The organism is Pseudoalteromonas phenolica, assembly GCF_044788725.1.
Taxonomy (GTDB): Bacteria; Pseudomonadota; Gammaproteobacteria; order Enterobacterales; family Alteromonadaceae; genus Pseudoalteromonas; species Pseudoalteromonas phenolica_C.
In genome coordinates, this window is record NZ_CP173161.1 from 1,463,193 (window position 1) to 1,489,971 (window position 26,779).

19 protein-coding genes are annotated in these 26,779 nt (G+C 41.0%); all 19 read left to right on the forward strand.

The features are described 5' to 3' along the window. Positions 1-478 precede the first annotated feature (478 nt). The 19 genes from ACH784_RS06830 to pglZ all read left to right on the forward strand — a co-directional run bounded on the left by ACH784_RS06830 (position 479) and on the right by pglZ (position 26,778). Positions 479-1,513 (forward strand): hypothetical protein, encoded by a 1,035-nt coding sequence (locus ACH784_RS06830; RefSeq protein ID WP_404394526.1) that lies wholly within the window; start codon positions 479-481, stop codon positions 1,511-1,513. Positions 1,514-1,687: 174 nt separating this feature from the next. Then, a complete protein-coding gene (locus tag ACH784_RS06835; protein WP_404394529.1) occupies positions 1,688-3,175 on the forward strand; it encodes a DUF6035 family protein in 1,488 nt (495 codons plus the stop codon). A gap of 182 nt (positions 3,176-3,357) precedes the next feature. Further along, a protein-coding gene (locus tag ACH784_RS06840) for an IS3 family transposase (protein WP_404393288.1) occupies positions 3,358-4,511 on the forward strand; the annotation gives its coding sequence in 2 pieces (ribosomal slippage) (positions 3,358-3,604 and positions 3,604-4,511; 1,155 coding nt in all). Positions 4,512-4,550: 39 nt separating this feature from the next. Beyond that, positions 4,551-5,093: a hypothetical protein gene (locus tag ACH784_RS06845; protein ID WP_404394532.1), complete on the forward strand. Its 543-nt coding sequence runs from the start codon at positions 4,551-4,553 to the stop codon at positions 5,091-5,093. A 125-nt stretch (positions 5,094-5,218) separates the two neighbouring features. Then, a complete protein-coding gene (locus tag ACH784_RS06850) occupies positions 5,219-5,434 on the forward strand; it encodes a helix-turn-helix transcriptional regulator (RefSeq protein WP_404394535.1) in 216 nt (71 codons plus the stop codon). Then, entirely contained in the window at positions 5,424-6,455 is a 1,032-nt protein-coding gene (locus tag ACH784_RS06855) for a replication initiation factor domain-containing protein (protein ID WP_404394538.1), read from the forward strand. The genes ACH784_RS06850 and ACH784_RS06855 overlap by 11 nt, the downstream gene beginning before the upstream one ends. A 450-nt stretch (positions 6,456-6,905) precedes the next feature. Next, on the forward strand, positions 6,906-8,363 hold the full coding sequence (locus ACH784_RS06860) for an HNH endonuclease (protein WP_404394541.1): 1,458 nt from the start codon (positions 6,906-6,908) through the stop codon (positions 8,361-8,363). A gap of 45 nt (positions 8,364-8,408) precedes the next feature. After that, positions 8,409-8,534, forward strand: coding sequence for a hypothetical protein (locus ACH784_RS06865; RefSeq protein ID WP_404394543.1), 126 nt, complete (start codon positions 8,409-8,411; stop codon positions 8,532-8,534). A gap of 580 nt (positions 8,535-9,114) precedes the next feature. Continuing rightward, complete coding sequence (locus ACH784_RS06870; RefSeq protein WP_404394546.1) at positions 9,115-10,041, forward strand: WYL domain-containing protein; 927 nt, start codon at positions 9,115-9,117, stop codon at positions 10,039-10,041. 9 nt (positions 10,042-10,050) lie between these two features. Continuing rightward, on the forward strand, positions 10,051-10,650 hold the full coding sequence (locus tag ACH784_RS06875) for a DUF1819 family protein (RefSeq protein ID WP_404394548.1): 600 nt from the start codon (positions 10,051-10,053) through the stop codon (positions 10,648-10,650). Continuing rightward, on the forward strand, positions 10,647-11,234 hold the full coding sequence (locus tag ACH784_RS06880; RefSeq protein WP_404394550.1) for a DUF1788 domain-containing protein: 588 nt from the start codon (positions 10,647-10,649) through the stop codon (positions 11,232-11,234). Before ACH784_RS06875 ends, ACH784_RS06880 begins: the two co-directional genes overlap by 4 nt. Positions 11,235-11,267: 33 nt before the next feature. Then, entirely contained in the window at positions 11,268-14,960 is a 3,693-nt protein-coding gene (brxC, locus tag ACH784_RS06885) for a BREX system P-loop protein BrxC (RefSeq protein ID WP_404394553.1), read from the forward strand. Positions 14,961-14,976: 16 nt separating this feature from the next. Next, positions 14,977-16,773 carry a DUF262 domain-containing protein gene (locus ACH784_RS06890; protein ID WP_404394556.1) on the forward strand — a complete coding sequence of 599 codons (1,797 nt, stop codon included), beginning with the start codon at positions 14,977-14,979 and terminating at the stop codon, positions 16,771-16,773. Beyond that, a complete protein-coding gene (locus tag ACH784_RS06895) occupies positions 16,766-17,935 on the forward strand; it encodes an AAA family ATPase (RefSeq protein WP_404394558.1) in 1,170 nt (389 codons plus the stop codon). Before ACH784_RS06890 ends, ACH784_RS06895 begins: the two co-directional genes overlap by 8 nt. Before the next feature lie 7 nt (positions 17,936-17,942). Beyond that, a complete protein-coding gene (locus ACH784_RS06900; RefSeq protein ID WP_404394560.1) occupies positions 17,943-18,680 on the forward strand; it encodes a hypothetical protein in 738 nt (245 codons plus the stop codon). Then, a complete protein-coding gene (pglX, locus tag ACH784_RS06905; RefSeq protein ID WP_404394562.1) occupies positions 18,677-22,330 on the forward strand; it encodes a BREX-1 system adenine-specific DNA-methyltransferase PglX in 3,654 nt (1,217 codons plus the stop codon). The genes ACH784_RS06900 and pglX overlap by 4 nt, the downstream gene beginning before the upstream one ends. Next, positions 22,330-23,445: an AAA family ATPase gene (locus ACH784_RS06910; RefSeq protein WP_404394564.1), complete on the forward strand. Its 1,116-nt coding sequence runs from the start codon at positions 22,330-22,332 to the stop codon at positions 23,443-23,445. The genes pglX and ACH784_RS06910 overlap by 1 nt, the downstream gene beginning before the upstream one ends. Further along, on the forward strand, positions 23,439-24,038 hold the full coding sequence (locus ACH784_RS06915) for a DUF4276 family protein (protein WP_404394566.1): 600 nt from the start codon (positions 23,439-23,441) through the stop codon (positions 24,036-24,038). Before ACH784_RS06910 ends, ACH784_RS06915 begins: the two co-directional genes overlap by 7 nt. Beyond that, positions 24,028-26,778, forward strand: coding sequence for a BREX-1 system phosphatase PglZ type A (pglZ, locus tag ACH784_RS06920; protein ID WP_404394568.1), 2,751 nt, complete (start codon positions 24,028-24,030; stop codon positions 26,776-26,778). The genes ACH784_RS06915 and pglZ overlap by 11 nt, the downstream gene beginning before the upstream one ends. Position 26,779 lies beyond the last annotated feature (1 nt).

Here is a 26,779-nt window from a genome sequence, read left to right on the forward strand (position 1 = left end):
TTATATGCTTATAAAGCTATTTAGGCAATTAACTTACAATATTTCAGATGGTTAATGAGATAAATAGAAATTCTTAAATCAGACCTTGTATTTACCAGAGCGGTCATAAAAAGCTATAGTTATGTTCATATCTACATGTTTATATTGACCTTATTTATTTGTCTCAAAGGGGAGTCAAACTGGATTCTTAAGTACCACTTCAATCAATGTAAGGCATGACTTCAAGATTCATAAAAAGGATAAAAAGTCGCTAAACGCCAAAGCTTGAATTATACGCTTAGCACATATTCTATGCGTAAAAGATTTGAATATATCGGTATAACCAGCGATTCAGTTAAAGAAGTATATTTAAACGTTGAGATAAATATCTAAACCTTATGCGACCCCTTGTTGAGGCAACAACTTTTTTGTTTTTGGGCTATTATGCTGAACCTGTACTCTCAATAAGTTAACTAAAACATTAAGCAAGGAGATTGATGTGCAAACTTCGCCTGTTTTAACTGCCGTTATAGATGTTCTTAAATTAGAAAAAGAAAGAATCGAAGAGATCAAATGTGAGTTGATTGAAGTTGCAACTACAAGTAATGGCTTAAAGCCAGACCAAGATGAATTTGGTAGGCTGATCTCTCCAAGCAATAATTACCGATGGTACTCGACGCTTTTCGATAAAGGGCAGTTCTTGCCTATAGAAGGTGACTATAGATCTTACGTGGCAAATGAAGAAAGGCGCAAAATTAAAATTTCGGCGTCTGACCTGATTGCACTTAAAGACCTTGGTAACCAGTTTGGTTTTCATGTGAGTAATGGAAAAATATGGGTTGATGGAGATGGTGAAGTTTGCTACGCATATATAGGTGTGTTGAGTGAGTCAACTTTCAACAAAATTGTGCAGCTTTCATCAAAAGGTAAAGGGCTTGCGCCGGAGGGTAGGCAGGAGGTTGTAGGTACTATTCTAAAGATATCTGACTCCAGAGCTGATAAGCCAGAGCCAGTAGGGTTCTATTCAGATGATCATGTGCCAACATTAAAGATGCTGGTGGAGCTACCTAACAAATCCACTGTATACAGCACCATACCTTTATGCATTCGTGAGCATGTCAAAGAAGGTGACTTAATTAAGCTAAAGGCAACCTTTAAACTTGCTAAAGGGGATCGCTCGCATTCGTATGGGAGTCGCCCATCTCAAGATTCGGAAATTTTATCCAGCCCACCTATGGCCCAAGGCAGCTTCAAAGGAATTACTGAGCGCAATCAATTAAGCGCTCTCGCCATTGATAGAAAGTCTTCACTAGAGTTTCTGATTGGAACCCTTGGTTGGAGTTCAAAAGCTCAGGAGTGGTTCAAAGAAGAAATTGAAACTATGTGCTCTACCAATGACAGTACCGTAAGAGCTATGTGCCGAGGCGGAATGCAAGGTATGATTAACGCATTGTTTGCCGAAGGTAAATTGAGTGATGCAGATCACGCTCTAATAGGAGCATTCAGCGGAGATCTTTATTATGCTGTACGATAGATGCCGTCAAGCAATGTTTGTGTAAAGCGTGTCAATTAAGTTAAGGTTTTATTAAACTCATTTAGTTAAAAAAGTTAAGTTAAATTTACTTTTATAAACTTTAATGTTGTGCATTGTACATGTACAACACCCAATACCATCAATTCAGTACACTTATAGAAAGGAATTCTATATATGGAAAAACGACATCAGATCCCCATTGTCATAGACACATGGGAAGAGGAATCATTGTGGGTTGATTCCTTTGACTTCATATTCGAGCAAGCCGACTTACAGGGCTTTAGGACCAATAAAAAGTTTACTAATAGGTTTGTTTGTCAACACTGTAAAAACCCCGTCTTTTTAAAAGCGACAGCAGACAAAAATAGACAGTACGGTCATAACTATTTTTTCAATCATCATAAGGATGCTATATGTCCTTGGAAATCTGATTCTTCAACTGTTGCAGAAATCTATGCAGGGGTTCAAGAAGGTCGATTGCATTTAGAAACAAAAAGGTTACTTGCGAATACACTAAAGCATTTAGAGCACTGGCAAATTATAGATATAGATAAAAAGTTTATATTCAGCGCTGATAAGCTCAATCGGGCCAAACCAGACATACACGCTCAATATATGGGTAAAGATGTTGTTTTCGAGGTACAGCTTAGAAGCGAATCACCAGAAGTTATTGTTAAGCGCCAAGAGTTTTATAAAAACAAAGGCTTTCAACTCATTTGGTTAAGCGCGAGCAAAGACAACATTTATTTGGATGAGAGCAGCGGCTTTGTAAAACAGGTCCACAAAGATATTGCGTTTTGTAATCGCGGAAACTGGTTTATTTTTGATGATATAAGAGCTGAAAGATCACTAGAAAAAGGCCAGCTTGAGTTAATAGCGATGGTTTGGGAGTCTTACCTGAAGCTTGGTTCCCAAAGTATTAAATATGATTGGAATGAATATGAAATTGAATACGCCCAGCTCACATATGAAAATGGCGAAACCTTTTATAAAGACTTTTTTGCAATTAACAAAGCGCATAAGGATAAGCTGCGTGAATTAGGACAGAAAACGCTTTTAAAGAATATCCGTAAATATAAAGTGCATGATTGGGATGGGTTTCTAAGAGCCGCCAAGAGTGAATGGCCTTCGGTAGATGTTGACTCTGAAAGAGGTTGGTTAAAAGCGCTTTATAAAATTGACTACAAGTCGCGTGAGCTTGAAACGAAACTCAAGGTATTAAAAGTAGTAAGGAATTACTCTTCGCAAGGTGAGCAACCCTATCAACGATGGAGTAAATTAGAAAACCAATTAGCTAGCGTTGCTAGCTTTGGCATAAGTAAAGATATGAATCTACAAGTGATTGAAAAAGTTTTACTGATTCTAGGGTACGATTTGACAAAGCATCTAAGCACTAAGCATAAATCTCACTGTAGAGCCGTTCATAACTTTTTTGATTATGAATCGTTTTTTCCCTATCAATTACTTTGCCTAAGAGCTATAGAGCTTAGCCCTTTGAAAGATGAAATACTCTCAGACGAAAAAGTATTGAAACGCTTAAATATGCCCTCAAAGGTGCCTTTTGAAGAGCAAGACACCAGTATAAATGGCTTTCTAGAATGGTTCGCCTCAGAGCCAATCCTTGAAGATGTTGAACTTGTTCATGAACAAGTTGGGGCATAGATATTGAGCTTAAAAATGAAATTTATTAGACTGATTTCAGTCTAATAAAAACTTAAGGAAAGCATAATGATAGAGTTCTTTTTATTTATATCCTCTTTTTTCTCTGGGGTAGAAGGTAATGATCTGATCCAATAGTTTTGGACACCTCATTAAGTGAGTAAACTAACTCACAGAGGTGAATAATGACATCCCCAAAGAAAACCAGAAAAACCTATTCAGTCGAATTTAAAGAAGAAGCCCTAAAGTTAGCTTCTAAAGTTGGAGTCGCACAGGCTGCACGCGAGCTTAGCATTTATGAGTCTCAACTTTACGCATGGCGAAGCTCGGCACAAAAGAAAGCATCTACATCTGAACGAGAAAGCACTCTAGCCACAGAAAATGCAAAGCTAAAACGCCAATTGGCTGAACAAGCCGAGGAGCTAGAAATACTAAAAAAGGCGGCCACCTACTTCGCGAAAAACCAAAAGTAGCCAGATTTGAGTTTATTAAAGACAATCTCGGGTCATTCTCCATTGTCAGAATGACCCGTGCATTGTCTGTTTCGCCAAGTGGGTATTATTCATGGTTGAAGACTTGTCAGCAGCCAAGCAAGCGAAAGCAGGCACAGCAAGTTCGTGATGAAAAAGTCAGACACATTTTTGATGACAGTAAAGAGCGAGATGGTGCTAGACGTATTCAAGCAGAGCTTGAAGAGCAAGGCCATAGGCATGACATTAAAACCATTGCCAGCAGCATGGAGCGTCAAGGGTTAGTCGCTAAAGCAGGACGTAAGTTTAAAGTCACAACGGATAGCAAACATTCGTTGCCTATTGCACCGAATGTGCTAGAGCAGAACTTTACTGCCGAGAAACCAAATCAAAAATGGGCGGGTGATATCACCTATCTAATGACAAGCGAAGGCTGGTTATATCTGGCCGTTATCATCGATTTGTATTCTCGCTCAGTGATTGGCTGGTCGATGAGTAACCGAATGACCTCTACGTTGGTGTGTGATGCTCTGCAAATGGCGCTATGGCGTCGTGGAAAGCCTAAGAATGTCATCGTTCATAGTGACCGTGGCAGTCAGTATTGCTCTCACGTTTATCGAGACTTGATTAAGAAGAACGGTTTAATCCAAAGCATGAGCCGTAAAGGCAACTGCTGGGATAATGCCTGTGTTGAAAGCTTCTTCCATTCGATGAAAGTTGAAGCCATTCAATATGAGCCGATTATGAACCGAGAAACCATGCGTCAGCACATATTTGAGTACATCGAAATTGATTATAACAAGAAGAGAAGGCATAGTGCCTTAAGCTATTTAAGCCCTGAAAGATTTGAACAATTGAATGTCGCTTAATGCAGTGTCCAGTTTTACTGGATCAGATCACTTTCATTTTTGGAAAATTTAAGAGCGCTAGATAAGGATGCAAAGCTTTATTTGGAGGAAGCAAATAAAGAGGATTTGTTCAAAGGAATTGCTAGCTTGATGACTCAACTTGGTCTCTATAATGTTTCTAATAAATTTCATGAATTGTCAGTTGAGGAGTTAGTTCGAGAAGCCGCGGATAAAGTAAAAAATGAAGTTGGCGGTCTAGCTTTTAAGCAAAAGTCAGCAAAGCTTAGCGGTAGTAAAGGCGGCACTAAAAAAGCTGAAAAAGAACGAAAAATTGTGTTTTATGTTTTAGATGAGTACCAAAAAAACTATCTTAAATCTGGCAAGAGTATGAAAAATATTGCTGATTTAATAAAAGGTAAAGTGAATCATTTAATTGAAACAACTCCTGAATTAAGGGCGTATTTGAGGCCTTACACTGATGAATCTGAAGCTATTTTTAAATGGATCTCTAATTTTAAATTTTATTTAGATAATCATAAATTTCGATCGAAAACATCTCATGCCGTGAAATTGTTTGTAAAGAAAAACTCGGTTCATGGTTAGATTAAAAGTCTGAGCCTAGCAGCTAGGATCCATTCTCAGACCTTTCCAATTCCTTTTAAATACTCCTCGAACAAGCTTGATCAATACCGATCAAGCTGACATCAAACTATTTTGAGGAGTTATCCATGCAACAACAAAATAATCAATCAGCTTTAATGTTCGAAGAGCGTTTTATTCGTGAACAAGAGTGTAGAGAAATAACTGGCTTGTCGCGCACTTCACGATACGAGATGGAACAAGAAGGACGATTTCCAAAACGTTTAAAACTTAACAAACGCACGGTTGCATGGAAGCTGTCTGATATTCGCCAGTGGATGAAGGACCTTGAAAATGAGCAATAAGATCATAATAGAGCCATTCAAAGTGACAGAGAGCCATAAAAATAATCAAGAAAACAAAGGGTTGGATTTTGGTTTTACATTGCAAACAGGTAAGACAGACTGTCCGTATCTAGTTAATAATAAGATTAAAAGCCGAATCGATTATCTGACGATTCAATTTAAATGTTCTGATACCGAAGATTTTAAATCTGTCAGAGCCAAAATTGAAAAGTGGTTAAAAGAACTGAGGATCAGGGTCACTGCGTCAAAACCATCACTGAAATATTTTGATTCTGGAGTTTTACTCAATTCTTATGATGTAGATATCCAAAGATGTGGTTCATTAAAGTGGAAGTCTAATAGTCGTTTATTACAGCTTGAATTAACGGGCTTTGCCTGTGAGCTAATTAATATGCACTCTGACTACTTCTTTCCGTTAATTGAAATCAGCAAAAGTATTTCAGCTGAGATTAAAAGAATAGATATTGCTCTAGATGATAAGACAGGCAAGTACAATATTCGATTTGCACAAAAGCGTTTTAGTTCAGGTGCGTTTAATGCCAAAACAGGCGCGAAACCGCTAAAAGAAAATATTAAATCAAATAGTGGCAGAACCATGTATATAGGTTCGAAAAGGTCTAATAAACAAATGGTTGTCTATGAAAAAGGAAAGCAACTTGAACTGCCAAATAACCATACAGATTTTAATAATTGGACCAGGCATGAGCTGAGGTTAAAAGCCCGCAGTGATGCGCCAATTCCTTTAGATATTTTACTCAAGCCTGATGACTATTTTGTTGGCAGCTATCCGAGAGTGTATCAGCGAATGCTTAAAGTTGCTGAGCCGAGAAATGTAACGCGAGAGACAATTACACGTTGTGGGTCTTTTCTAAGTAAAAAACTTAAAAACTTGAAGCGACAATATGGCAGCAGTATTACTTTAGCTAAACAATCGATGACTGATGCTGAAATCATCAAAGAGATCGAACGAGTAAATCATAAATTCCAACCATCCTTACCACTAACTCTGCTCACCAAATGAGCTGAGTTCTATGATAATTTTTCTAAGATTTTTTCGTGGTTTTGTTTAGGTTATTAACTTTTCCATTCCCTATCAAAGCCACGTAAATAAAAGGCTAGAGATTGATTTTAGATAATCTCATAGTAATAGATTGCCGTTTTTAAGGTTTTAAAGTGGTTTTTGAGGCGTTTAGAAGTAACAAAATGCATAAATAAATTGAGTTTTGTCGCGCTGTTTTATAAATGTTTAGCAGTGTTGTTTGATGACTAATTAGCTGAATATATTAAAGTGTAAATTGGTTAACTATCTAAAAATAATGACTTTTTGGTATTCATGATATGAATAAACGGATTAGACTTTTGTCGTTTGGATTCGACAATTGTACTTTTTTGTCGCTTGGGGAAAGCATACAGCCTTAGCTACAAAGTAAGGTGGCATGATAGATGTTAATTACAGATGGTGGTATTTAAAATGAACTCGACACTTCAAGTAATAGAGAAAACTTGGTTTAACGTTATTAATAATAAGCAAAACACAAATAGCACTATTTTAAATCGATTGCTCTCTGAGGTAGTTGTAAGACCAAGCCAAGTTGTTTCAGATGAGTGTTGGCTTTGGGCTGGAACAATTGATCAAAATAGTGGTTTTGGCAGAATTTCTAATACTAAATACAGGACAAGGTTAGTCCATAGAGTTGCATATCTCATCGCGAATGGAATTGAGCACTCTAATTTAAGAGTATTTCATAGGTGTGAGAACCCCAATTGTTTAAGACCATCTCATTTAACTACATGTAAGTTCTCAAAAAATAACAGTTTGGGGGCTAAAACTGTATACGAAAGAATAACCCCATCAAAAAAGACTAGTTCAAGTGAAGAATATTTCTCATTAAAGAAAGCTCAATTTTTATCTTTAATCGAAAAAGGGGATTTAGAAGATGGATGCTGGTCTTTTAAAGGATCGCATGACAAATCAGGAAGACCTAAGTTTAATATGATTTTTAAAGGTAAGAGAGAGTCGGTTGCAGCCAGATGTAGTTATATAATTTTTAACAATATTGAATCAATTCCTAAGAATATGCATGTTGGTCATGTGTGCGGTCATAACTATGAGAATAAGGCTTGTGTTAATCCAAAGCATTTGAAACTTATGACTCCAAAAGAAAATATAGCTTACCTAAAAAAGTGCAAAAGATTATTTAACCTAAATAAGGAAAGGTTGTTACCATCAAATTTAGTTCATAGTATTTGTAAATATATTTCAATACACGATCCAACAAATAAAGAGGTTGCCAATAAATTTGATATTAGCTTGGGTGTTGTAGAAGGTATTAGAAATAAGCGGACTTATAGGAAAATAACTTTAAATTATGATATGAAGTCAGGCCGTAGATTCGGGATGCGAGCACCGCAGGTCCAGCTCACTGACGGAGATATTTATGATATTTGTGAAAGATATGACTCAGGGGCAGATATCCAAGAGCTCCAGGAGTTATTTAAAGTGTCGCGTTCCTACATTTTAGATATTGTTAATGGTAGAAAGAGGAATGTAACAGGCAGAACAGTTTATTCTTCTCATATGGGTTTTACAGACGAACAAAATAGAAAACTGGTTAATGCTATTTTGAGTGAAGTACCATACAAGCTTATAGAACTTGCTCATTTAAATTCAAAGACTAAATCTGAAACTGAAAGGGCAATAAGGAAGTTAGTTAGTGCAAAAACATTAACTTCGGAGCAAGTTAAAAGTAATTATTCACAAGTTCGCTCCATAAGCAAAAAACGAATTAGTGAGGCAAAGATCAATCAAATTATATTATCTTTACAAACTGAGAAACTCACAACAAAGTTGTACGCCAAAAAACATGGAGTCGGTACTTCTACAATAGAAAGAATCAAACGCGAGTTAAAGCAGTCCCAAAGAATTTAAAAGCTTTAACAGCGCGTTTAAAAGTAATCTTTAAAAAGGAATGTAATGAACAGTAATGAAATAAAGCAATCACTTGAAGAGTCTTTGATGTTTCAGCGGATTTCTGAAGGTTGGAGTGATGCCCTTTATGAAATGCTACATGGTTATGATTTGGATATATATTTAAGTTAAGATGAAGCTAAATACTAACTTTGTGTTGGTAAAAAGAGTACGGGTCTAAAGCAAGCTCAATTTTTATAATGTACCAATTGAAAAAGGATAGTATTAATTTCAAGCTCAATGTTAAATCAGAGAATTCTGAATTAAGCAAAGGAAGCATGAAATCTTTAATAAAGTAATTGAAATATATTAGATTAATGAATTCTTAGAAAAGCATCCTATTAGTCTCGCAACTTTTTTACCTAATGATTACCCTGTCATTCTAAGTGACTCCGTACTTAAGCCTAATTAGTTGCCTTTTAGAATATAAAAATAGTAGTGATTGGTATCAGAATTATATTACGTCGGTAGCTCTTAATGATTGCAAGAAAGATAAATCTTTAATCAATGATAAAGTGAATAGCCTAATTTGGTACGAAAGAGACAATTGAATTGCTAGTTTACAGGTGAGTTAGATTTATACAATTATGTGTTTCTTCTTTTATGGTAATTAGGTTTTACTAGCAAATAAAAAAACTGATTGGTACTATCTGACCTAATGAAAAAAAGTAGGTTGCTTGATGGTATTCAATCGATGGCTTCCTAGTTTTAAATGATTCGGGCTTGTCCCAGATGGATTGAGAGGCTGACAGTGCAAGACAACACTGGACTTGAAGAGCTTAGCCAAGCACAGAGAGAACGACTCGCTCATATTGATTTCACTTTGTTATTTAAAGGTGAAGCTGGGCGTAGTTATTTAACCGAGCGCTTTAGCGTAGCGCCGTCTGTGGCAACACAAGATTTTGCGCGGTACAAAGAGTTGGCTCCTAACAACGTTATGTATGACGAAAAGCGCAGAGTGCACTTGAAGACGAGCGCATTCCAGCCGTTGTTTGATTATGACGTTGTTCGAACGCTTGCGACGATAAGCCAAGGGTTCGGTGATGGCTTTCTTGGTAAGGTCAGGCCACCTATGGCTTGTGAAGCACCGTTCCATCTCAATAAGCCGAAATTGGAAGTGGTGGCGGCTATTAGTGAAGCCATACATAAGCGCGCTGTTATTAATATTGAGTACACCTCATCGTCGAGTGGTCATGGGAGCAGGCAAATAGTTCCTCATACCTTGATTGACAATGGCTTGAGATGGCATGTCCGAGCATTCGATAGAAAGCATAGAGAATTTAGGGATTTTGTTTTAACCAGAATAAGTGAAGTTGAGTTGTTAGAGGATGAGGTTAACGACGAAGTTGAGACTCTTCAGTGGGATAAGCAATGGAACCGAATCGTTGAACTAGAGCTGATACCTCATCCCAAACTAGAACATCCAGAAGCTGTATCGATGGACTACGCAATGGAAAACAATAGGTTGCGTGTAGAGATAAGAGCTGCGTTCGCTGGATATTTACTGCGTTTATGGAATATCGATTGTTCAAAGAATAGTAAGAGTAATGGGCGAGAGTTCCATTTAGCACTTAAAAATCCAGAAGCACTATACGGGGTTGATAATGCTTCGCTCGCTCCTGGATATAGCGAATCGTGAGATGAATTTATGAATATAAAAGAATATTTTGGCGATCTTATCGGAGGCAGTTTATTGATAACTGAATCTAGAATAATCGCAGAATCGCTACTGAAAAAACTTCCAGATGACGAGTGGAAGTCACTAATCGTTGAGCAAAATGTTCTTCAGAAAAAATCCGGCCAGACAGCTATTCGTTATGCCAGAACAATCCGTTGGCGTATTGAAGGCCTGGGTGATGAGTTTATGACTGATCTTTTAGCCGCGAGTGAACGCGCATATGTCCAAATGCTGATGATGTCATTACTCATTCATTCTCCGGTTGTCGCTGATTTTATGCGACTTATCTTAGCCGAAGCTCGCCGCACCTATAAACCCGCTTTAACTGCTGATGCATGGTCTGAGTTTTATGACATGAGAGTGCGGACATATGCTGAGTTTGGCGGTTTTTCTGACTCAACTGTCAAAAAAATGGGTAACAACGCAATTAAGGCATTGGTTGATAGTGGCTACCTGAGTGATAGCAGGACAAAGAATATACAACCTGTTTACCTAATGCCAGAAGTTAAAGACTGGTTAGTTCGTCTGGACCGGGAAGACTTGATTGAGGTAATGGAGTGCACAATATGAAGGCTCTTCAGACCAGGCTTGATCTGATATTGGAGCGAATTGAAAGCCCTAAGTTTTTGAAAAACGATGGTTTGGGCAATGAAATTGGGTTTTGGGTATTTGACTATCCAGCCAAGTATGAACTGCTTGTACGAGAGCACCTTAAGCACGTTGACGAAAAACTCAACAAGCGTGGTTACCGTTTTGTCCATCTCAATATTTTTGAAGTCTTGATAGATATGCTTGAGGAGCGAGGCCTTTTCGACCGAGCTTGCCAGCGTGAATTGCAAGTCGGTGTTGATGGCCTTCGAAAAACACTAGCCGGGCCTCTGAGTCAAGAGAAAGTGGCAAGGTATATCGCGGATAAATATAAGCCATCAGAACTTGAGTTTGTGTTGATGTCAGGCTTAGGCAGTGCTTGGCCTCTTGTCCGAGGACATGAGTTACTCAGTGCACTGCAAGACGTGATGGGTAGCACGCCATTAGTACTTTTCTATCCGGGTGAATATAGCGGAAGGGATTTACATCCTTTCGGCATGATCGAATCTAAAAACTACTATCGCGCCTTCAAGCTTGTGCCTGAAGACGGTAAAAAAATCAATTAATACAAGTAAAAAGTAGAGCAGGGAAACTCCCGAATGAAAATTGAACAGATTTTTTCCAAGAAGTTAACGCGTGATATTAACGGCGTTGTTAAAGCGGAACAGAAAGACAATGACAGTGTGTATGTCGAACTTGATGAATATGTTGTTACCCGAGAGCTAGATCGACATTTTCGCGCTTTCTTTGAGACTTACGTTCCATCTGTGACGCAAAGCGGCGCATCAATTTCAGGCGCTTCTCTGTCTGGAAAGATGGGGGTGTGGATTTCTGGCTTCTTTGGTTCGGGTAAGTCTCACTTCCTGAAAATTTTGTCTTACCTCCTTGAAAACAAATCTGTCGAAAAGGATGGCCAAGGCCGCCAAGCATTTGAGTTTTTTAAAGACAAAATCAACGATGCCATGCTGTTGGCTGATATCCAAAACGCTGTTACCAAAGATACAGACGTTATTCTTTTTAACATCGATTCACGAGCCAATACGGACGACCGAGAAAATGCCATTCTTAAGGTCTTCCTCAAAGTCTTTAATGAGCGTGTAGGATACTGCGCTGATTTTCCTCATATTGCCCACTTAGAACGCGAGCTTGATAAACGTAATCAATACGCATCTTTCAAGGATAAATTTGCTGAGTTGACCCAATCAACTTGGGAAAAAGAGCGTGACGCCTATGACTTCTATCGAGACGAACTTTCAGAAGCTCTCGCTTATTCCAGTGAGCAATCATTAGAGTCTGCCAAAGCTTGGGTTGAGCAGGTTGAAAACAATTTCCCGCTAGATATCCGAAACTTCTGTAAGTGGGTTAATGAATACTTAGATCGAACTGGGGATCGTAACCTTCTTTTCTTAGTCGATGAAGTCGGTCAGTTTATCGGTAAGAACACACAAATGATGTTGAAGCTTCAGACCATTACTGAAGATCTTGGCACATATTGTGGTGGCAGAGCTTGGGTCGTTGTTACCTCTCAGGCAGACATTGATGCTGCCATTGGTGGTATGGATAAGCGCGATGGCGAGGACTTCTCTAAAATTCAAGGGCGTTTTAGTACCCGCTTACAGCTGTCGAGCTCGAATACATCGGAAGTTATTCAAAAGCGTTTGTTGTCCAAAACGGAAGAAGCTCGTACACACCTCATCGATGTCTTTGCTGAAAAGGGCGATATTCTTCGTAATCAGCTGACATTTGATAAAACGACAACCGCGTCTCTAAAGGGCTACACCGACGCTCCGTCTTTTGTGGACAACTATCCGTTCGTGCCTTACCACTACACGCTAGTTCAAAAAGTGTTTGAGTCAATTCGAACAAAAGGCGCGACGGGTAAGCACTTAGCTATGGGTGAGCGTTCATTACTTGATGCTTTCCAATCAGCTGCAAAACAGATGAAAGACTCTGGCCTTGATGTGTTAATCCCGTTCTACAGTTTCTATGCACCGATTGAAAGCTTTTTGGAGCCAGCGGTTAAGCGAACGATTGACCAAGCCTGTGAGTTGGATTCCTTAATAGAATTCGATGGCAAGATTTTAAAAACTCTTTTCTTGATCCGTTATGTGGACGTTGTCAAAAGCACACTAGACAACCTTGTGACGCTGTCAATTGATCGAATCGATGCAGATAAAATTGCGTTGCGTAAGCAAATTGAAGAGAGCTTGAATCGTCTAGAACGCCAATTGCTGATTGCCCGTAATGGTGATGAATTTATTTTCCTGACCAACGAAGAAAAAGAGATTGAAAACGAGATCCGCCACACTGACGTTGAAATGTCAGAGGTCTCTAACAAGCTTTCAGCAATCGTATTTGACGGTATTTTGAAAGGTAATCGTGCCTATCGTTACCCGATTAATAAGCAAGACTTTGCGGTGAGCCGTTTTTGTAATGGTCATCCAAAAGATGGCACCACGCTGGAAGACCTAGTCATTAAAGTCATTTCACCTTTGGATTCGCACTTTGAAAATTACTCCCACGATCAAGCGTGCATCAATCATACGCTTGAGGCTGATGGATGCGTGCTCATCAAGCTGGGCGAACATAAGCGTCTTTGGGATGACCTGACAACCTTTATTAAAACTGACCGATTCTTAAAACAAAATTCAGGACAGCGACCAGAGCAAGAACACCTTCTCCGCGAAAAGCAGATGGAAAATATTGAGCGTGAAAAACGCTTAAGAACGGATTTTGAAGCTTTGTTTGCAGAGGCGGACGTTTACGCTATCGGCACAAAACTACCGAAGAAATCAGCAACGCCAAGTGCCATCGTCGAAGAAGCATACAAATACGTTATCGAAAACACCTTCGCTAAATTGAACATGCTCAAGGCAACGCCTGGTGAAGTTTTGCGTGAGCTACAGGCCGTTCTTGTTGCTGATGATATTGCTCAGATTGGACTGGATCTTCAAGCGGATGAATGTAATCCAGAAGCTACGCGTGAGGTTGAGCAGTACGTAACGCTGAAAGTCGAGCGTAATGAGCCTGTGTACTTACGTGACATCGTTGCTCGCTTCGGCAAGCGCCCATATGGCTGGCCAGACAATGAAATCTTATTGCTCACTGCAAGGCTGGGCTTGGCTGGAAAGGTATCTTTTAGTACCCAAGGTACAGATCTGGCGTTGAAAAAAGCTTACGAGCCGTTTACCAGTGTGCGTAAACGCGGCGAGATCCGTGTACATAAGATCAGGCAACATGACGAGCGCCAAATTAATAAGGCGGCTGTTTTAGCTAAAGAACTCTTTTCACTTACCTATACAGGTGGTGGCGAGGCAGAGATCGCCAACAACGTTAATGACGGTCTAAATAAATGGCTAAATAGCTTAAGATCCTTTCGCGACATGTCTAAAAATGGTCATTTCCCAGGCAAGTCTCAAATTGATGAGGGTCTAGCATTGGTTGCTGGAGTTCTGGAACAACCATCTCGTTTCGCTTTGATAGCCCGATTTCTAGAAGACGCTGATGCCCTTGAAGAGTTTGCTGAGGACTTTGAGGATCTTGATGACTTCTACAATAGCCAATTTCAAACTTGGCAAGCCCTTGCAGGCGCATTGAACGAGAAGTTTAAGGCCAATAGACCTGCGTTAGAAAAAGACAGTGAAGCATTAAAAGCGCTCACTGAATTAGAACGCATTTACAATATGCCGTCACCGTATGAGCAGCTGCGCCACATTAATCCGCTTATCGAGCAGGTGGCAAAAGTTAACTCAACATTGGTTGAAGAAAAACGCACTCATGCCTTAGAGCGTGTTGATCTGCGCATCGGACGTGTAAAAGAAGCGCTAGCTGAAGCTCATGCACCGTCTGAACTACAGAACCAAGCACTGCGCCCGTTACAAATGTGCAGACAGCGCATTGAAGCGACCTCTTCAATACCACAAATTATCAGTGAGCAAACTGAAGCGGAAGGTTACGAGGACGAAGCTTATGAGTTGCTGAATGGCTTTATCGAAGATCAACGCAAAAAAGCTGAAGCTGAGCAAAGACGTCGTGAACTCGAACAGAAGAAACGCGAAGAGGAAGCAGCGAAAGCCGGTAAGGCAGCTCCAGCACCTGAGCCAGCCCCTGAACCAGTGCAGCCACAGCCGGTTGCAAAACGTACCGTAACGATTAACCCAACCGATGCCATGGCTAAGTCAGTAACAACCGGATTCATTGAAAGTGAAGCCGAAGTTGATGCCTATCTTGCCGCTTTAAGAGAGCAGCTGATTGCTGCGGTCAAAGCTGGCGACCGAGTAAGAATTAAGTAAGAGGCAACGGATAGCTATGTATCAAGCGGGTGGAACAATAAAATCATTACTCGACAAGGTTGCTGAGCAGGAATACCTGTTACCTGCCATCCAGCGTGAGTTTGTATGGCGACCAGAACAGATCTGTCGTCTATTTGATAGCCTGTTGCAAGGTTACCCGTTTGGGACCTTTCTATTCTGGAAGATAAAACCAGAGAACCGGGATAGCTATCAGTTTTATCAGTTCATGCAGCATTACCATGAGCGAGATAACTACCATTGTGAAAATGTCACTCAGTTACCGGAACGTGAGTTCATTGCCGTCCTAGATGGACAGCAGCGGATTACTGCTTTGAATATCGGCCTACGCGGCTCATTTGCGTGGAAGCTGACAGGTAAATGGTGGAGCAATGATGACGCCTTCCCTGTGCGCAGGCTTCATTTAAATCTGTTAAGCCAGCCTGACTTAGAAACTGGGTCGATGTATGACTTTGAGTTCCTAACCGACGATAAAGCCTCTTTGGATGCATCTGAACAATACTGGTTCCGTGTAGGCCGGATCATGGAAGAGGAAGAAGATGCACTTATCGATGAAGTTGCTGATGATGCTAGGTTGAGCTCGGAGCAACGCAAAGAGGCTCGCTCAACTCTTCGTCACTTGTATCGAACCATCCATGACAAAGACAAGATTTCGTTTTACGAAGAAAGTGATCAGAGCCTTGAACGTGTTCTGAATATCTTTATCCGCATGAATAGCGGCGGCACTACTTTGTCCTACTCAGACTTACTACTTTCAATAGCAGTAGCGCAGTGGAGCTCGTTAGATGCCCGTGAAGAAATTCATGCATTAGTGGATGAGATGAACCGTGTTGGTGATGGATTCAACGTATCAAAAGATCTCGTTTTAAAAGCAGGCTTAATGCTCTCTGACATCGGTAGCGTGGGCTTTAAGGTTGAGAACTTTAACAAGGAAAACATGGCGATTCTCGAAAAGAACTGGACGCCAATTCGTGATGCGTTATTGCTCTCAATGCAGTTGCTGGCAAGTTTTGGTTTTAATGCACAAAACCTTAGAGCAACAAGTGCCATCCTCCCGTTGGCTTATTACCTGCACCACCGAAAGTTAACGGCAAGCTACCTTTCTAGGGTTGAATATGCGGTCGATAGAGAATGCATCAGAAACTGGCTTGTTAGGTCGTTGTTGAAAGCGTCAGGCATCTGGGGAAGTGGTTTGGATACCCTGCTTACTATGCTTCGCTCAGACATAAAACAATCGGGTGATACGGGTTTCCCGCTAGCGAAAATTGAAGCGACCATGCAACAGCGTGGTAAATCGTTGCGCTTTGACCGAGAGGAAATTAGTGAACTAGCACAGTTGGATTATGGTAATCCGCGTACCTTTGCCTTGTTGACTTTGTTGTTCCCTGGATTCGATTTTTCACGACACTTTCATGTGGACCACATTTACCCCAAAGGTTTGTTTACACGTAACAAGCTTGCAAAAGTTGGTGTCCCTGCTGAACAGCTAGATGAGCTCATCGAGGCATCTAACAAGCTGCCAAACCTTCAGCTGTTGGAAGGGACTATCAATAATCAGAAGCGGCAAAAAATGCCCCATGAATGGTATGCGCAGCAGTGGCCTGATGTGAATGCAAGACAAGCACATTTGCAATCGCAAGCCATCACATCATTACCCGAACAACTAAACCAGTTTATGGACTTTTACCGCGAGCGTCAGGAAACACTGCTTGCCCGTATTATTTCTGCACTAAGGCCTGAGCCAAATTTGAATAACTCTGAGCTTATTAGATTGGGACAAACTAACCATGATTAAACGAATAAGCGTTAGCGCATTCAAATCGTTAGTTGATTTTGAGTTAAACCTTGACTCGAAATTTAATTGCATTATTGGTTTAAACGGCGCAGGGAAAAGTTCGGTTTTACAACTGTTTAGTTATGTATCTGCTCTTATTGAAGGAAAAATTGACCGTTGGTTAAGTGAAAGAGGTTGGGAAGAAAAAGATGTTGCTTCTCATTTTTTCCCTACAAGAGAAACGTTTGATCTGGAACTCGATATAGAGTTTTCAGATAAGCAATTGCGTTGGGAAGCCACTTACAACTGGAAAAGAGGCCTGTGTACAAGTGAGACACTAACGGATTTAGCTAACGGTCATAAGCTGTTACGTCTATATCAGGGAAGACTCAAAACTAAGCGTCACAGTTTTCCAGACCTTATTTTCAAATATTCAGGTTCAATATTGTCTGCTTTGGATGATTCGGCTTTACCGCAAGAAGCAGTCATTTTTCGAAACTTTATGACTAATGTTGATAGTCATGACCTTTTATCACCTAAGGTCATGCGTTCAGGTCGTTTTGCTTCAGCAGGAAAAATAGGTAGTGCTGGTGAGTACTTGATTAGTTATATCCACAATTTGGAAAAAAGTGCGCGAGATACTTTGCGAACAAACTTGTATGGTTATTTTCCTCAGGTTGTGAATATTGATACTAAAACTGAGTTGGATGGCACATTAAGCCTTTTGCTAACAGAGCGGTTTTATAATGAGGATGGTTCTCACGTTGATGTTGTAACTAATGCCAAGCATATCAACGATGGTATGTTACGCATTTTAATCATACTGGCTAGTCAAAGGTCTAGTTCAAGATTCCAGCAATTTGATGAAGTTGAGAATGGTGTGAACTCTGAAATAACCGAAAAATTGGTCGAGGCATTCATAAACTCACCTCAGCAAGTGTTGATTACAACGCACAGTCCAATGGTATTGAATTATATAGAAGATGATTTAGCGAAGAGTTCTATAATACTTGTTTATAAAAATAAACAAGGGCATACCAAAGCAACCAAATTGTTTGCCTTACCATCTCTGACTAAGAAACTTAATTCGCTGGCTCCTGGCGATGCCATGCTTGACGTTTACCTAAAAGATGCTGCCGATGAAGCCGAGCTTCTGGCAAACTCTTCAGAGTTGAGTCGGTAGGTTCATTATGATTACAAGCATCTTGGTAACAGGTGAAGGTGGCTCAGATATGGGGGGATCAAATAATGGTCATTCAATATCTAGTGGGGCATCTTACAACCTTGGTCCCATGGCATTGTTAGCGGTTCGCCTATTGCAGAAAATTATCCCTGATTGGAATGCAGATAATATAGATTTTCAATCCCCCAATAATTGGATAACTTGTATTTCAGGCAACGAGTTGGCACGCCAAGCTAAGGGTGTTCGTAAACATCGACCAAGTACAAAGTTAAAAAAAGGCTTCGTCGAGCATGCAAATAGAGCCACAACAATGGCAGGCTATGCAAAAGACAATGGACATCAGCTGGCTTTCTATTTTCATGATACCGATAAGTGTGATTTTGATGATTTACATCAATCTATCATGCTTGGCTTTAATGGAATTGAAGGCGTACATGGGATACCGATGATACCCAAACCAACCTCAGAAGCTTGGTTGATATGTAGTCAAAAGCAGGATCCATATGCTCATTGCACAGCTTTAGAAACCGAACTGTCAGGGAATGATGCTGCATCAGATGAAAATGCCCCTAAGAAAGTTTTAGCTCGATTGTTAGGGCAAAATGCGACAACTGAACATCAATATGAAATGGTAGCAGGGATAGATATCACACGCATAGACATGCCTAGTTACAACCAGTTTAAAACAGATTTGACCACAGCCATCGAAGGTGTTTGTGGTCACGGAACAGCGAGAACATTATGAATACTGCGAAACTAAAAAAGTATGCCCCTCAAGCTAGACGTGAATTTATCACCGCAGTTTCAAAACAACTAAACCAGCTAGGTATATATAGCGACAAACAGATATCAGAGGCAAAACAAGAAGGCTCAGTATTGCTAATTGAAGGCAAAACCTTCGAGCCTAGCGTAAAAACTGCCAGAGAGCGATTGGTCAAAAAGGTTCAGGCAATGGGCTATAACCAGCTCGTGGAACAGGTAGCTTATACTTGGTTCAACCGTCTGTGTGCTATTCGCTATATGGAAATCCATGACTACCTAGGTCACGGTTTTCGTGTTTTGTCGCACCCAGACAACCCTAAAGGTTTTGAAATTATCGACCATGCCCAAGACGCTGCGGATGAACTCGGGTTAGATAGAGCTCGCATTATCGAACTCAAGCTTGCGGGCAACAAAGACGAAGAGCTGTATCGTGAACTGTTGTTAGGCCAGTGCCATAAGCTACATGAAGCTATGCCTTTTTTATTCGACGCTTTGGACGATGAAACTGAGCTTCTGCTACCAGACAACCTAACTCGTACCGACTCAATACTGCGTGGATTGGTAGACGGCATCCCTGAAGAAGATTGGCAACAGGTAGAAGTTATTGGCTGGCTTTACCAGTTCTACATTTCTGAAAAGAAAGATCAGGTAATGGGTAAGGTGGTCAAAAGTGAAGATATTCCTGCCGCTACCCAGTTATTTACACCTAACTGGATTGTAAAGTACCTGGTACAAAACTCAGTCGGTCGTCAATGGCTGCAAACCTATCCAGATTCTGCCATTAAATCGCAGATGGAATACTACATTGAGCCAGCTGAACAATCTGATGAAGTTAACCAACAGCTAAAGGCTATTACGCCAGAATCTATTGAACCGGAAACCATCAAAGTACTCGATCCCGCTTGTGGCTCGGGCCACATACTGATTGAAGCTTACAACGTACTAAAAGCCATTTACGAAGAACGTGGTTTCCGCTCTCGTGATATTCCAAAGATGATTCTGGAGAACAACCTCTTCGGCCTAGACATAGATGATCGTGCAGCACAGCTATCTGGCTTTGCGCTGATGATGATGGCTAGAGATGACGATAAGCGTATTTTTACCCGTAACGTGCGACTCAATGTACTGTCATTGCAGGAAAGTAACCATATTGACCTGCCGACGTTGTGGAAAGCACTCAACCTATCGGGAAGTTGGCAAAGCGGCACGTCCCAGGACTTGTTCTCAGATGAAGAGCAAGATTTAAGCTCGTTCAATGCAGACAACCGCTACCAACTGCTGAAGCGAACATTGGCAAGATTTACTCAATCCAAGAGCTTTGGTTCTTTGATTGATGTTCCAAGCGATGAGCATGAACAGCTAAAAGAGCTAATGAGCACTCTAGTCGAGCTACAAGAGTCAGGCGACTCAATGGAAAAGCCTGCGGCGAAGCAATTGACTGAATTTGTTCATCAGGCTTTGGTTTTATCTATTCGTTACGATGCTGTTATTGCAAACCCTCCATATATGGGCAGCAAAGGTATGAATGCAGATTTGAAAGACTTTGCGAAGAAAAACTATTCAAATAGCAAATCTGACCTCTTTGCTATTTTTATGGAAAGAGCCTTTAACTTGTTGTCAGTGAATGGTTATAACGCACAAGTTAATATGCAGGCTTGGATGTTTTTGTCCACCTACGCGAAGCTTAGAAGTGCAGTATTAGAAGATAAAACTATTGTTTCTTTAGCTCACCTTGGTCCAAGAGCTTTTAGCCAGATTTCTGGTGAGGTGGTTCAAACATGTGCTTGGGTTATTTCTAACGCAAAAATTTTAGAAGCAAAGCCAGCTTTTATAAGATTAGTTGAAGGTAATGAAGAGCAAAAGCGTAAATGTCTTCAAAACAAAGAGAATATATTTCAGGATGTAGGCCAGGATAGCTTTAAATTAATTCCGAACAGCCCGATTGCATACTGGCTTAGCACAAATTTAATTAAAACTTTCTCTAAATTTGGCTGCTTAAAAGAAAAGTTTGAATCTAAGAATGGCATTACTAGTGCTGATAATGACAGATTTTTAAGATATTGGCATGAAGTGGCTTTTGATTCTTGTTGTTTTGATTCTGAGAATAGAGATAGCGCAAAATTAAGCCATAAAAAGTGGTTTCCTCACAACAAAGGAGGAGGCTATAAGAAATGGCTAGGGAACAATGATTATGTAATCAACTGGGAGAATGATGGTAAGGAAATTTTTGATTTTCGACCGAAGTCTACTGTTAGGAACCCCAATTACTTTTTTAGGCCTCAAGTTTCATGGTCTGATGTTGTCACGGGAAATTTATCTTTCAGATATTACCCTGCTGGTTTTGGGTTTGATGCAGCTGCTAATTCTGCATTCAGTGAGAATAAAGAAAAGCTATATGCACTTTTAGCTTTATGTAATACGAAAGTTATCACCTATCTTGGTCCGGTTTTTAATCCATCAATGCATTTTAAGCTGGGTGACTTCGGCGCATTACCTGCAATTCTTCGAAATGATAAAGACCTAGTTTCTGATGTCGATAGAATGATTGATATCTGCGCTGAAGACTTGGCTCTTTTTGAGGAAAACTATGAATTTATCGGGCATGATTATTCTGGAGAATTTATTAAGCAATCGTATGAGGCTTACGCACGCTTATCAAGTGCTAGGACCAAGGAACTGATGGTTCTAGAGGAAAAAAATAATAAATTAACTATCGAATTGGCATCTCTTGAGGGCGATTTTGACTTTGGTGTTGATTTTGAAGATGTTTCATTAATTTCGAATAGACACTTTAAATATAAGTCTAAAAGTGAGAGCGAAAGAAATAAACTCAGTGTGAGCGATTATTGTTCATCATTAGTTAGCTATTCTATTGGTTGTATTATGGGGCGGTATTCATTAGACAGAGGTGGTCTAGTATATGCTCATGAAGGAAATAAAGAATTTGAAAAGCTTATAGCCAATGGCACTTACCAATCATTCGTTGCTGATGAGGATGGAATTATACCGCTCACCGACCAAGAGTGGTTCAAAGATGATGCTACCAACCGTTTCCGTGAGTTTGTTCAGGTCGTATGGGGTGAGGAACACTTACAAGAAAACCTCGATTTTATTGCCGAATCACTATGCTTAAATGCTATTAAACCAATCTCTAAAAAAGGGCAGTCTGAATCAGCGCTGGAGACGATTCGCCGTTATTTATCGACCCAGTTCTACAAAGACCATCTGAAGACTTACAAAAAACGCCCGATTTATTGGCTGTTTAGTTCTGGTAAGCAGAAGGCATTTGAGTGTCTGGTATATTTGCATCGCTACAACGAGGGCACACTTTCTCGTATGCGTACCGAGTATGTCACCCCGCTACTCGGAAAATACGATGCTTATGCTGAGCAGCTTGAGAAGCAGATCGAAACGGCAGACTCGACCAGTGAAGCGAACCGCTTCAAGAAAGAGTTGGATGCCTTAATCAAGAAACAGGTCGAGCTACGAGAGTTTGATGACAAGCTAAAACACTACGCTGATATGCGTATTTCACTGGATCTCGATAATGGCGTGAAAGTGAATTACGGCAAGTTTGGTGATCTGTTGGCTGATGTTAAGGCCATTACCGGTTCGGCCCCGGAGGTAATATAATGAATATACAAAAACTTGAAATTAAAGGTTTTAAAAGTATTGCCCATGTGTCGCTGGAAAATATTTCTCCTTTTCTAGTATTCGCCGGGGCGAATGGTGCAGGAAAAAGTAACCTTGTTGATGCTCTGGTGTTTTTAGGCGCTGTCGTGCAGCGAGGGGCTATTCAAGCCATTCGTGAGTTTGGTGGTTTTAGCCAAATTCATTGCTTTAAGTTTCGAAAAGAGCAGCGCACAACCATGTCTTTTGCCTTGTCGATTGATATAGACGGAATGCTGTTTGATTATTCGTTAAAAATACGTGCGTTAAATAAATCCCCTGAGTTACAAGAGTCATTAAAAATCAATCAGGCTAGCATCATAGACCGCAAAGCAGCGGGCGAAACATTAATTAGTCTAACTGACGGGGCTCCCTTACAAAAACTACCGGATTATCCCAAGGAGATGTCAGCGTTAATGCTATTGGGTAAAAATCCTTTATATGGATTTCTAACCAATATACGAGTTTTTCGCATTGACCCCTTTGCGGCAAAAGAGCCCGATACGTCAACGGCAGATGCCAGTATTTTAGATGCTCAGGGTAAAAATATTGCCACTATGCTATCTGTTCTTGAAAAAGATGAGGATTTTCGAGAGCAAATCATTGAGTGGATAGAGCTAATTGTGCCGGGAATGGAGACTGTTGCGACCGAAAAGCAGCGTCTAGACTCATCTACTGTCATTACTTTTAAGGAAGAGGGAACAAGGGCTAGATTTCCAGCTAAGTTAATCTCTGATGGAACCATTTATGCGCTGTGTATATTAACAGCCATTCTTAGCCGCTCTAAATCATCCGGTATTACCATTATTGAAGAGCCAGAGAGAGGGATTCACCCGAAAGCCATTTCAGAACTGGTTTCATTAATGCGTGACAATGCGTCAACTGAGCATCCTGTTTTTATCACTACCCATAGCGAATCTGTGGTTCGTAACTTAGAAACGAATGAGCTCTATTTTGCGAGTAAAGCCGATGGGAAAACTCAATTGCAAAGCGCGTTAGACTCTGGGGTAGATAAAACAAAAATTCCATTAGATACCGCATGGTTAACCAATCTTTTTGATGGAGGTTTGCCATGGTAGCGGTGAACAGAAAGATAAAAGTTGGTTTTATCGTTGAAGGTGGTAGCGAGAAAGTTATCGTTGAATCAACTCAATTTAGAGATTTTCTAGATGGAAAAGGATATGAGTTGGTTACGCCCGTTATTGATGCCAAGGGTGGTGGTAATCTGTTGCCTCAAAATATTGAATCGTTTGTAGCACGCTTTGATGTTGAAGCTGTTGACCATATTTTTGTATTAACAGATCTCGAGAATGAGCCTAGTGTTGATGCAGTGCGGCAGCGTATACAAAATGAGTCTATTCAGTTTTCTTTTGTAGCGGTGAAAGCATTAGAAGCGTGGTATCTCGCAGATAGTGCAGCAATGAATTCTTGGCTAGATGACTCTAACTTTCATGAGGCACAGCCAGAGCAAACGCAAACAATGCCATGGGATAGGTTAAAAGAGATCGCTACCGAAAGAGGAAAGCGAGGCCCTGGGCAGAAAATTTCATTTGCAAAGAAAATTACAAAACATCACGGCTTTTCATTAGTTCATGCTGCTCAGCACCAAAACTGTCCTAGTGCCACTGAGTTAGTAAACTATTTTACTCAAGGAATAGCGGATGCAGATTAGTGAACTCGCGCAAGGTATCGCTGCCAAACTCGAACAAAGCCGCATTGTGTTTTGGTACGACCCAGAACAAAGTTTTATTGAAGAGCTTGAGCATTTAGCTAACGCCCTATCTATTGCGAAAGAAGGGCTTGCAAAAGAATCAGGTGATAAAGCGGCAGATAGAACTGTCAGAGTACTGCCAAATGATTTGACCATCCTCAATATGGGAAATGAGTCTGTATTGGCAGTGAAAAAACGTATTGAAGTAGATGAGCGTGAAGCTAAATTCCTTATCTATTTTCCAAGCGCTGAGCCAGACCCTGACCGCGATTGGTTGCTAGACGTGCGTTTGTATAGCGAGCAGTTTTTTGCTGATCACAGCTCAATGCTGCTTAATGAATTAGGTATCCCGAAAATGGCGCTTCGCACGCACATTCGTAAGCGCCAGAGCTTTTTTGCTAATAAACAGCGCATAGCCGGTTTAAAGAAGTGGGTGACTGAGAACGAAGACGAACTGTCGTTAGACAGGAAGATGATGGCAGTGGTTGTAAAAGCTGATTCTGCGTCTTTATCGGACATTCTGCTTGGGTTACTACGCGCTTATTCTGATGCGCTAGACGCGCCCGCCGCAGGCGCTGACGGCTTATATGAAGATGAAAGCTTTGGCCAGCCCGATGCCTTTAAACAAGTGTGGAGCCAGCTAGGAAAGTTTGATCTTGAGACCTCACTCTGGGCATATCTGAGTGAGGGTTTTGGCTATACAGTCGAAGAGCCAACCTTCCAAGACTTCGTGTTGAAATTGTTCTGTACTGAACTCTGGAGCCAAATTGAATGTGGTGAACGCGATTGGTTGCTTAACAATGTTCTAAAAAGCGCATCAGGCCGGGCGACAGCCTTGGCGTTTATGGTGAGCTGGCGCGACAGCCGCTCTTTCGCCGCTTACTACGAAAGCATCTCTAAGGTGCTTAGCCAACAGTTGGAAATTTCGACTCGTGCTGGCCAGTACCATCCGGTTGAGCTTATCGAATGCGAAACGTTCGAGGCTGTGGAACAGGCCATAATCCGTGGTTTAGTTCGTGATTTGCTCGATAGCAGTAAAGCGCTAGACCGGGTTCAGTTTGATACGGTCTTATCAAGACGTCTTGCTAGCCACTGGACACACCCTAATTCAAAGAATGGCAAAGAATACTTCGCAATTTATGAAGCTATCCGCAACGCTGAAGAGTTAATGCACTTGCGAAATCGCTATGTAGACGGGTTCCACTTTGATAACGCGAAAGCAATGTACGACGCCTATACCACAGACATTTATCGTTTTGACCAGGCTTACCGTTTGTTCAATGAGCATGTGCACTCTGTATTGAGTAAAGGAGCAGACATACTGCGTCAGCTCGACGACGAAGTCGAAAGCATTTATACCAACTGGTACTTATATGAGCTTGGCCTTGCCTGGGATCGCCATTTGGCCAATGAGAAATTACTTGAAAAGTGGCAGATTTCTGGCGTACCGCACCAGTATGACTTCTATGAAAAAGAAGTTCGCACACGACTGAGTCTGAAACAGACAAAACGAGTGTTTGTGATCATCTCTGATGCCCTGCGATTTGAAATTGCGAATGAGCTTGGCGCTATCATTAACAACGAGAAGCGATTTAAAGCTGAAGTGTCTACGCAGTTGGGCGTTTTGCCGAGTTATACCCAACTTGGGATGGCGGCATTATTGCCTCATAAGGCGCTCAGTTACCAGCCGCTCTCTACTTCTGGCACAAGCGGTGGCACGGTTGTTTATGTGGATGGTATTTCTTCACAGGGTTTAGAGAATCGTAACTCCATCCTACATAAGGTTGGTGGTATGGCAGTGAGTTCTAAGGAACTGATGAGCTGGAGTAACCAGGAGGGGCGTGACAAGGTTCGAGACGTAGAAGTCGTTTATATCTATCACGATACCATTGATGCAATTGGTGATAAGGCTGCAACTGAAGAGAAAACGTTTGAAGCCTGTCGTAGTGCCATTGAAGAGCTAAAAGACCTCGTTGGGCGGGTCATCAACCGTCTAAACGGCAGCCGAGTTGTGATCACCGCTGACCATGGCTTCCTATTCCAACAGAAAGCTCTTGTAGCTGCTGACAAAACCTCGTTGAAAACCAAACCTGCTGGCGCGATAGAAGCCAAGAAGCGTTATATCGTTGGTAATAACTTGCCTTCAGATGAAGCCTGTTGGAAAGGCTCAATTAACGATACGGCTCATGGCTCTAGTGATACCGAGTTCCTGCTTCCAAAAGCGGCTCAACGCTTCCACTTCGTTGGTGGTGCCAAGTTTGTGCACGGTGGAGCGATGCTACAGGAAATCTGCGTACCGGTACTACATGTGCGCGAGCTGCAAAAAGAACAAGCAGCAAAACATGAGAAACAACCGGTAGGTGTTGTAGCAGCCACTCAGCCCATCAAATTAGTAAACAATATCGACAAGGTCAGATTTATTCAGACAGACCCTGTAGGCGAGCGTTTTGTCGCACGGTTGTTGGATGTCTATATCGTCGATGCACAAGGTAATGAAGTATCCAGTCGTGAAACGATTAACTTTGATAGCGTGAGTAAAGTGATGGATGAGCGTACTCGCGAAGCTAGGTTAAAACTAATTGGTTCGCAGTTCGACAGGAACGCTCAATACACATTAGTTCTTGAGAATGCGGAAATGAGAACCCGTTATAGCCAATACGCGGTAACCATTGATTTGGCATTCCAAGATGATTTTTTCTAAG

Excerpts from the sequence above, each read along its gene's own strand:
- ACH784_RS06835 (WP_404394529.1), top strand. The coding sequence starts at position 1,688 with ATGGAAAAACGACATCAGATCCCCATTGTCATAGACACATGGGAAGAG.
- ACH784_RS06850 (WP_404394535.1), top strand. The coding sequence starts at position 5,219 with ATGCAACAACAAAATAATCAATCAGCTTTAATGTTCGAAGAGCGTTTT.
- ACH784_RS06855 (WP_404394538.1), top strand. The coding sequence starts at position 5,424 with ATGAGCAATAAGATCATAATAGAGCCATTCAAAGTGACAGAGAGCCAT.
- ACH784_RS06860 (WP_404394541.1), top strand. The coding sequence starts at position 6,906 with ATGAACTCGACACTTCAAGTAATAGAGAAAACTTGGTTTAACGTTATT.
- ACH784_RS06865 (WP_404394543.1), top strand. The coding sequence starts at position 8,409 with ATGAACAGTAATGAAATAAAGCAATCACTTGAAGAGTCTTTGATGTTT.
- ACH784_RS06870 (WP_404394546.1), top strand. The coding sequence starts at position 9,115 with ATGATTCGGGCTTGTCCCAGATGGATTGAGAGGCTGACAGTGCAAGAC.
- ACH784_RS06875 (WP_404394548.1), top strand. The coding sequence starts at position 10,051 with ATGAATATAAAAGAATATTTTGGCGATCTTATCGGAGGCAGTTTATTG.
- ACH784_RS06880 (WP_404394550.1), top strand. The coding sequence starts at position 10,647 with ATGAAGGCTCTTCAGACCAGGCTTGATCTGATATTGGAGCGAATTGAA.
- brxC (WP_404394553.1), top strand. The coding sequence starts at position 11,268 with ATGAAAATTGAACAGATTTTTTCCAAGAAGTTAACGCGTGATATTAAC.
- ACH784_RS06890 (WP_404394556.1), top strand. The coding sequence starts at position 14,977 with ATGTATCAAGCGGGTGGAACAATAAAATCATTACTCGACAAGGTTGCT.
- ACH784_RS06895 (WP_404394558.1), top strand. The coding sequence starts at position 16,766 with ATGATTAAACGAATAAGCGTTAGCGCATTCAAATCGTTAGTTGATTTT.
- ACH784_RS06900 (WP_404394560.1), top strand. The coding sequence starts at position 17,943 with ATGATTACAAGCATCTTGGTAACAGGTGAAGGTGGCTCAGATATGGGG.
- pglX (WP_404394562.1), top strand. The coding sequence starts at position 18,677 with ATGAATACTGCGAAACTAAAAAAGTATGCCCCTCAAGCTAGACGTGAA.
- ACH784_RS06910 (WP_404394564.1), top strand. The coding sequence starts at position 22,330 with ATGAATATACAAAAACTTGAAATTAAAGGTTTTAAAAGTATTGCCCAT.
- ACH784_RS06915 (WP_404394566.1), top strand. The coding sequence starts at position 23,439 with ATGGTAGCGGTGAACAGAAAGATAAAAGTTGGTTTTATCGTTGAAGGT.
- pglZ (WP_404394568.1), top strand. The coding sequence starts at position 24,028 with ATGCAGATTAGTGAACTCGCGCAAGGTATCGCTGCCAAACTCGAACAA.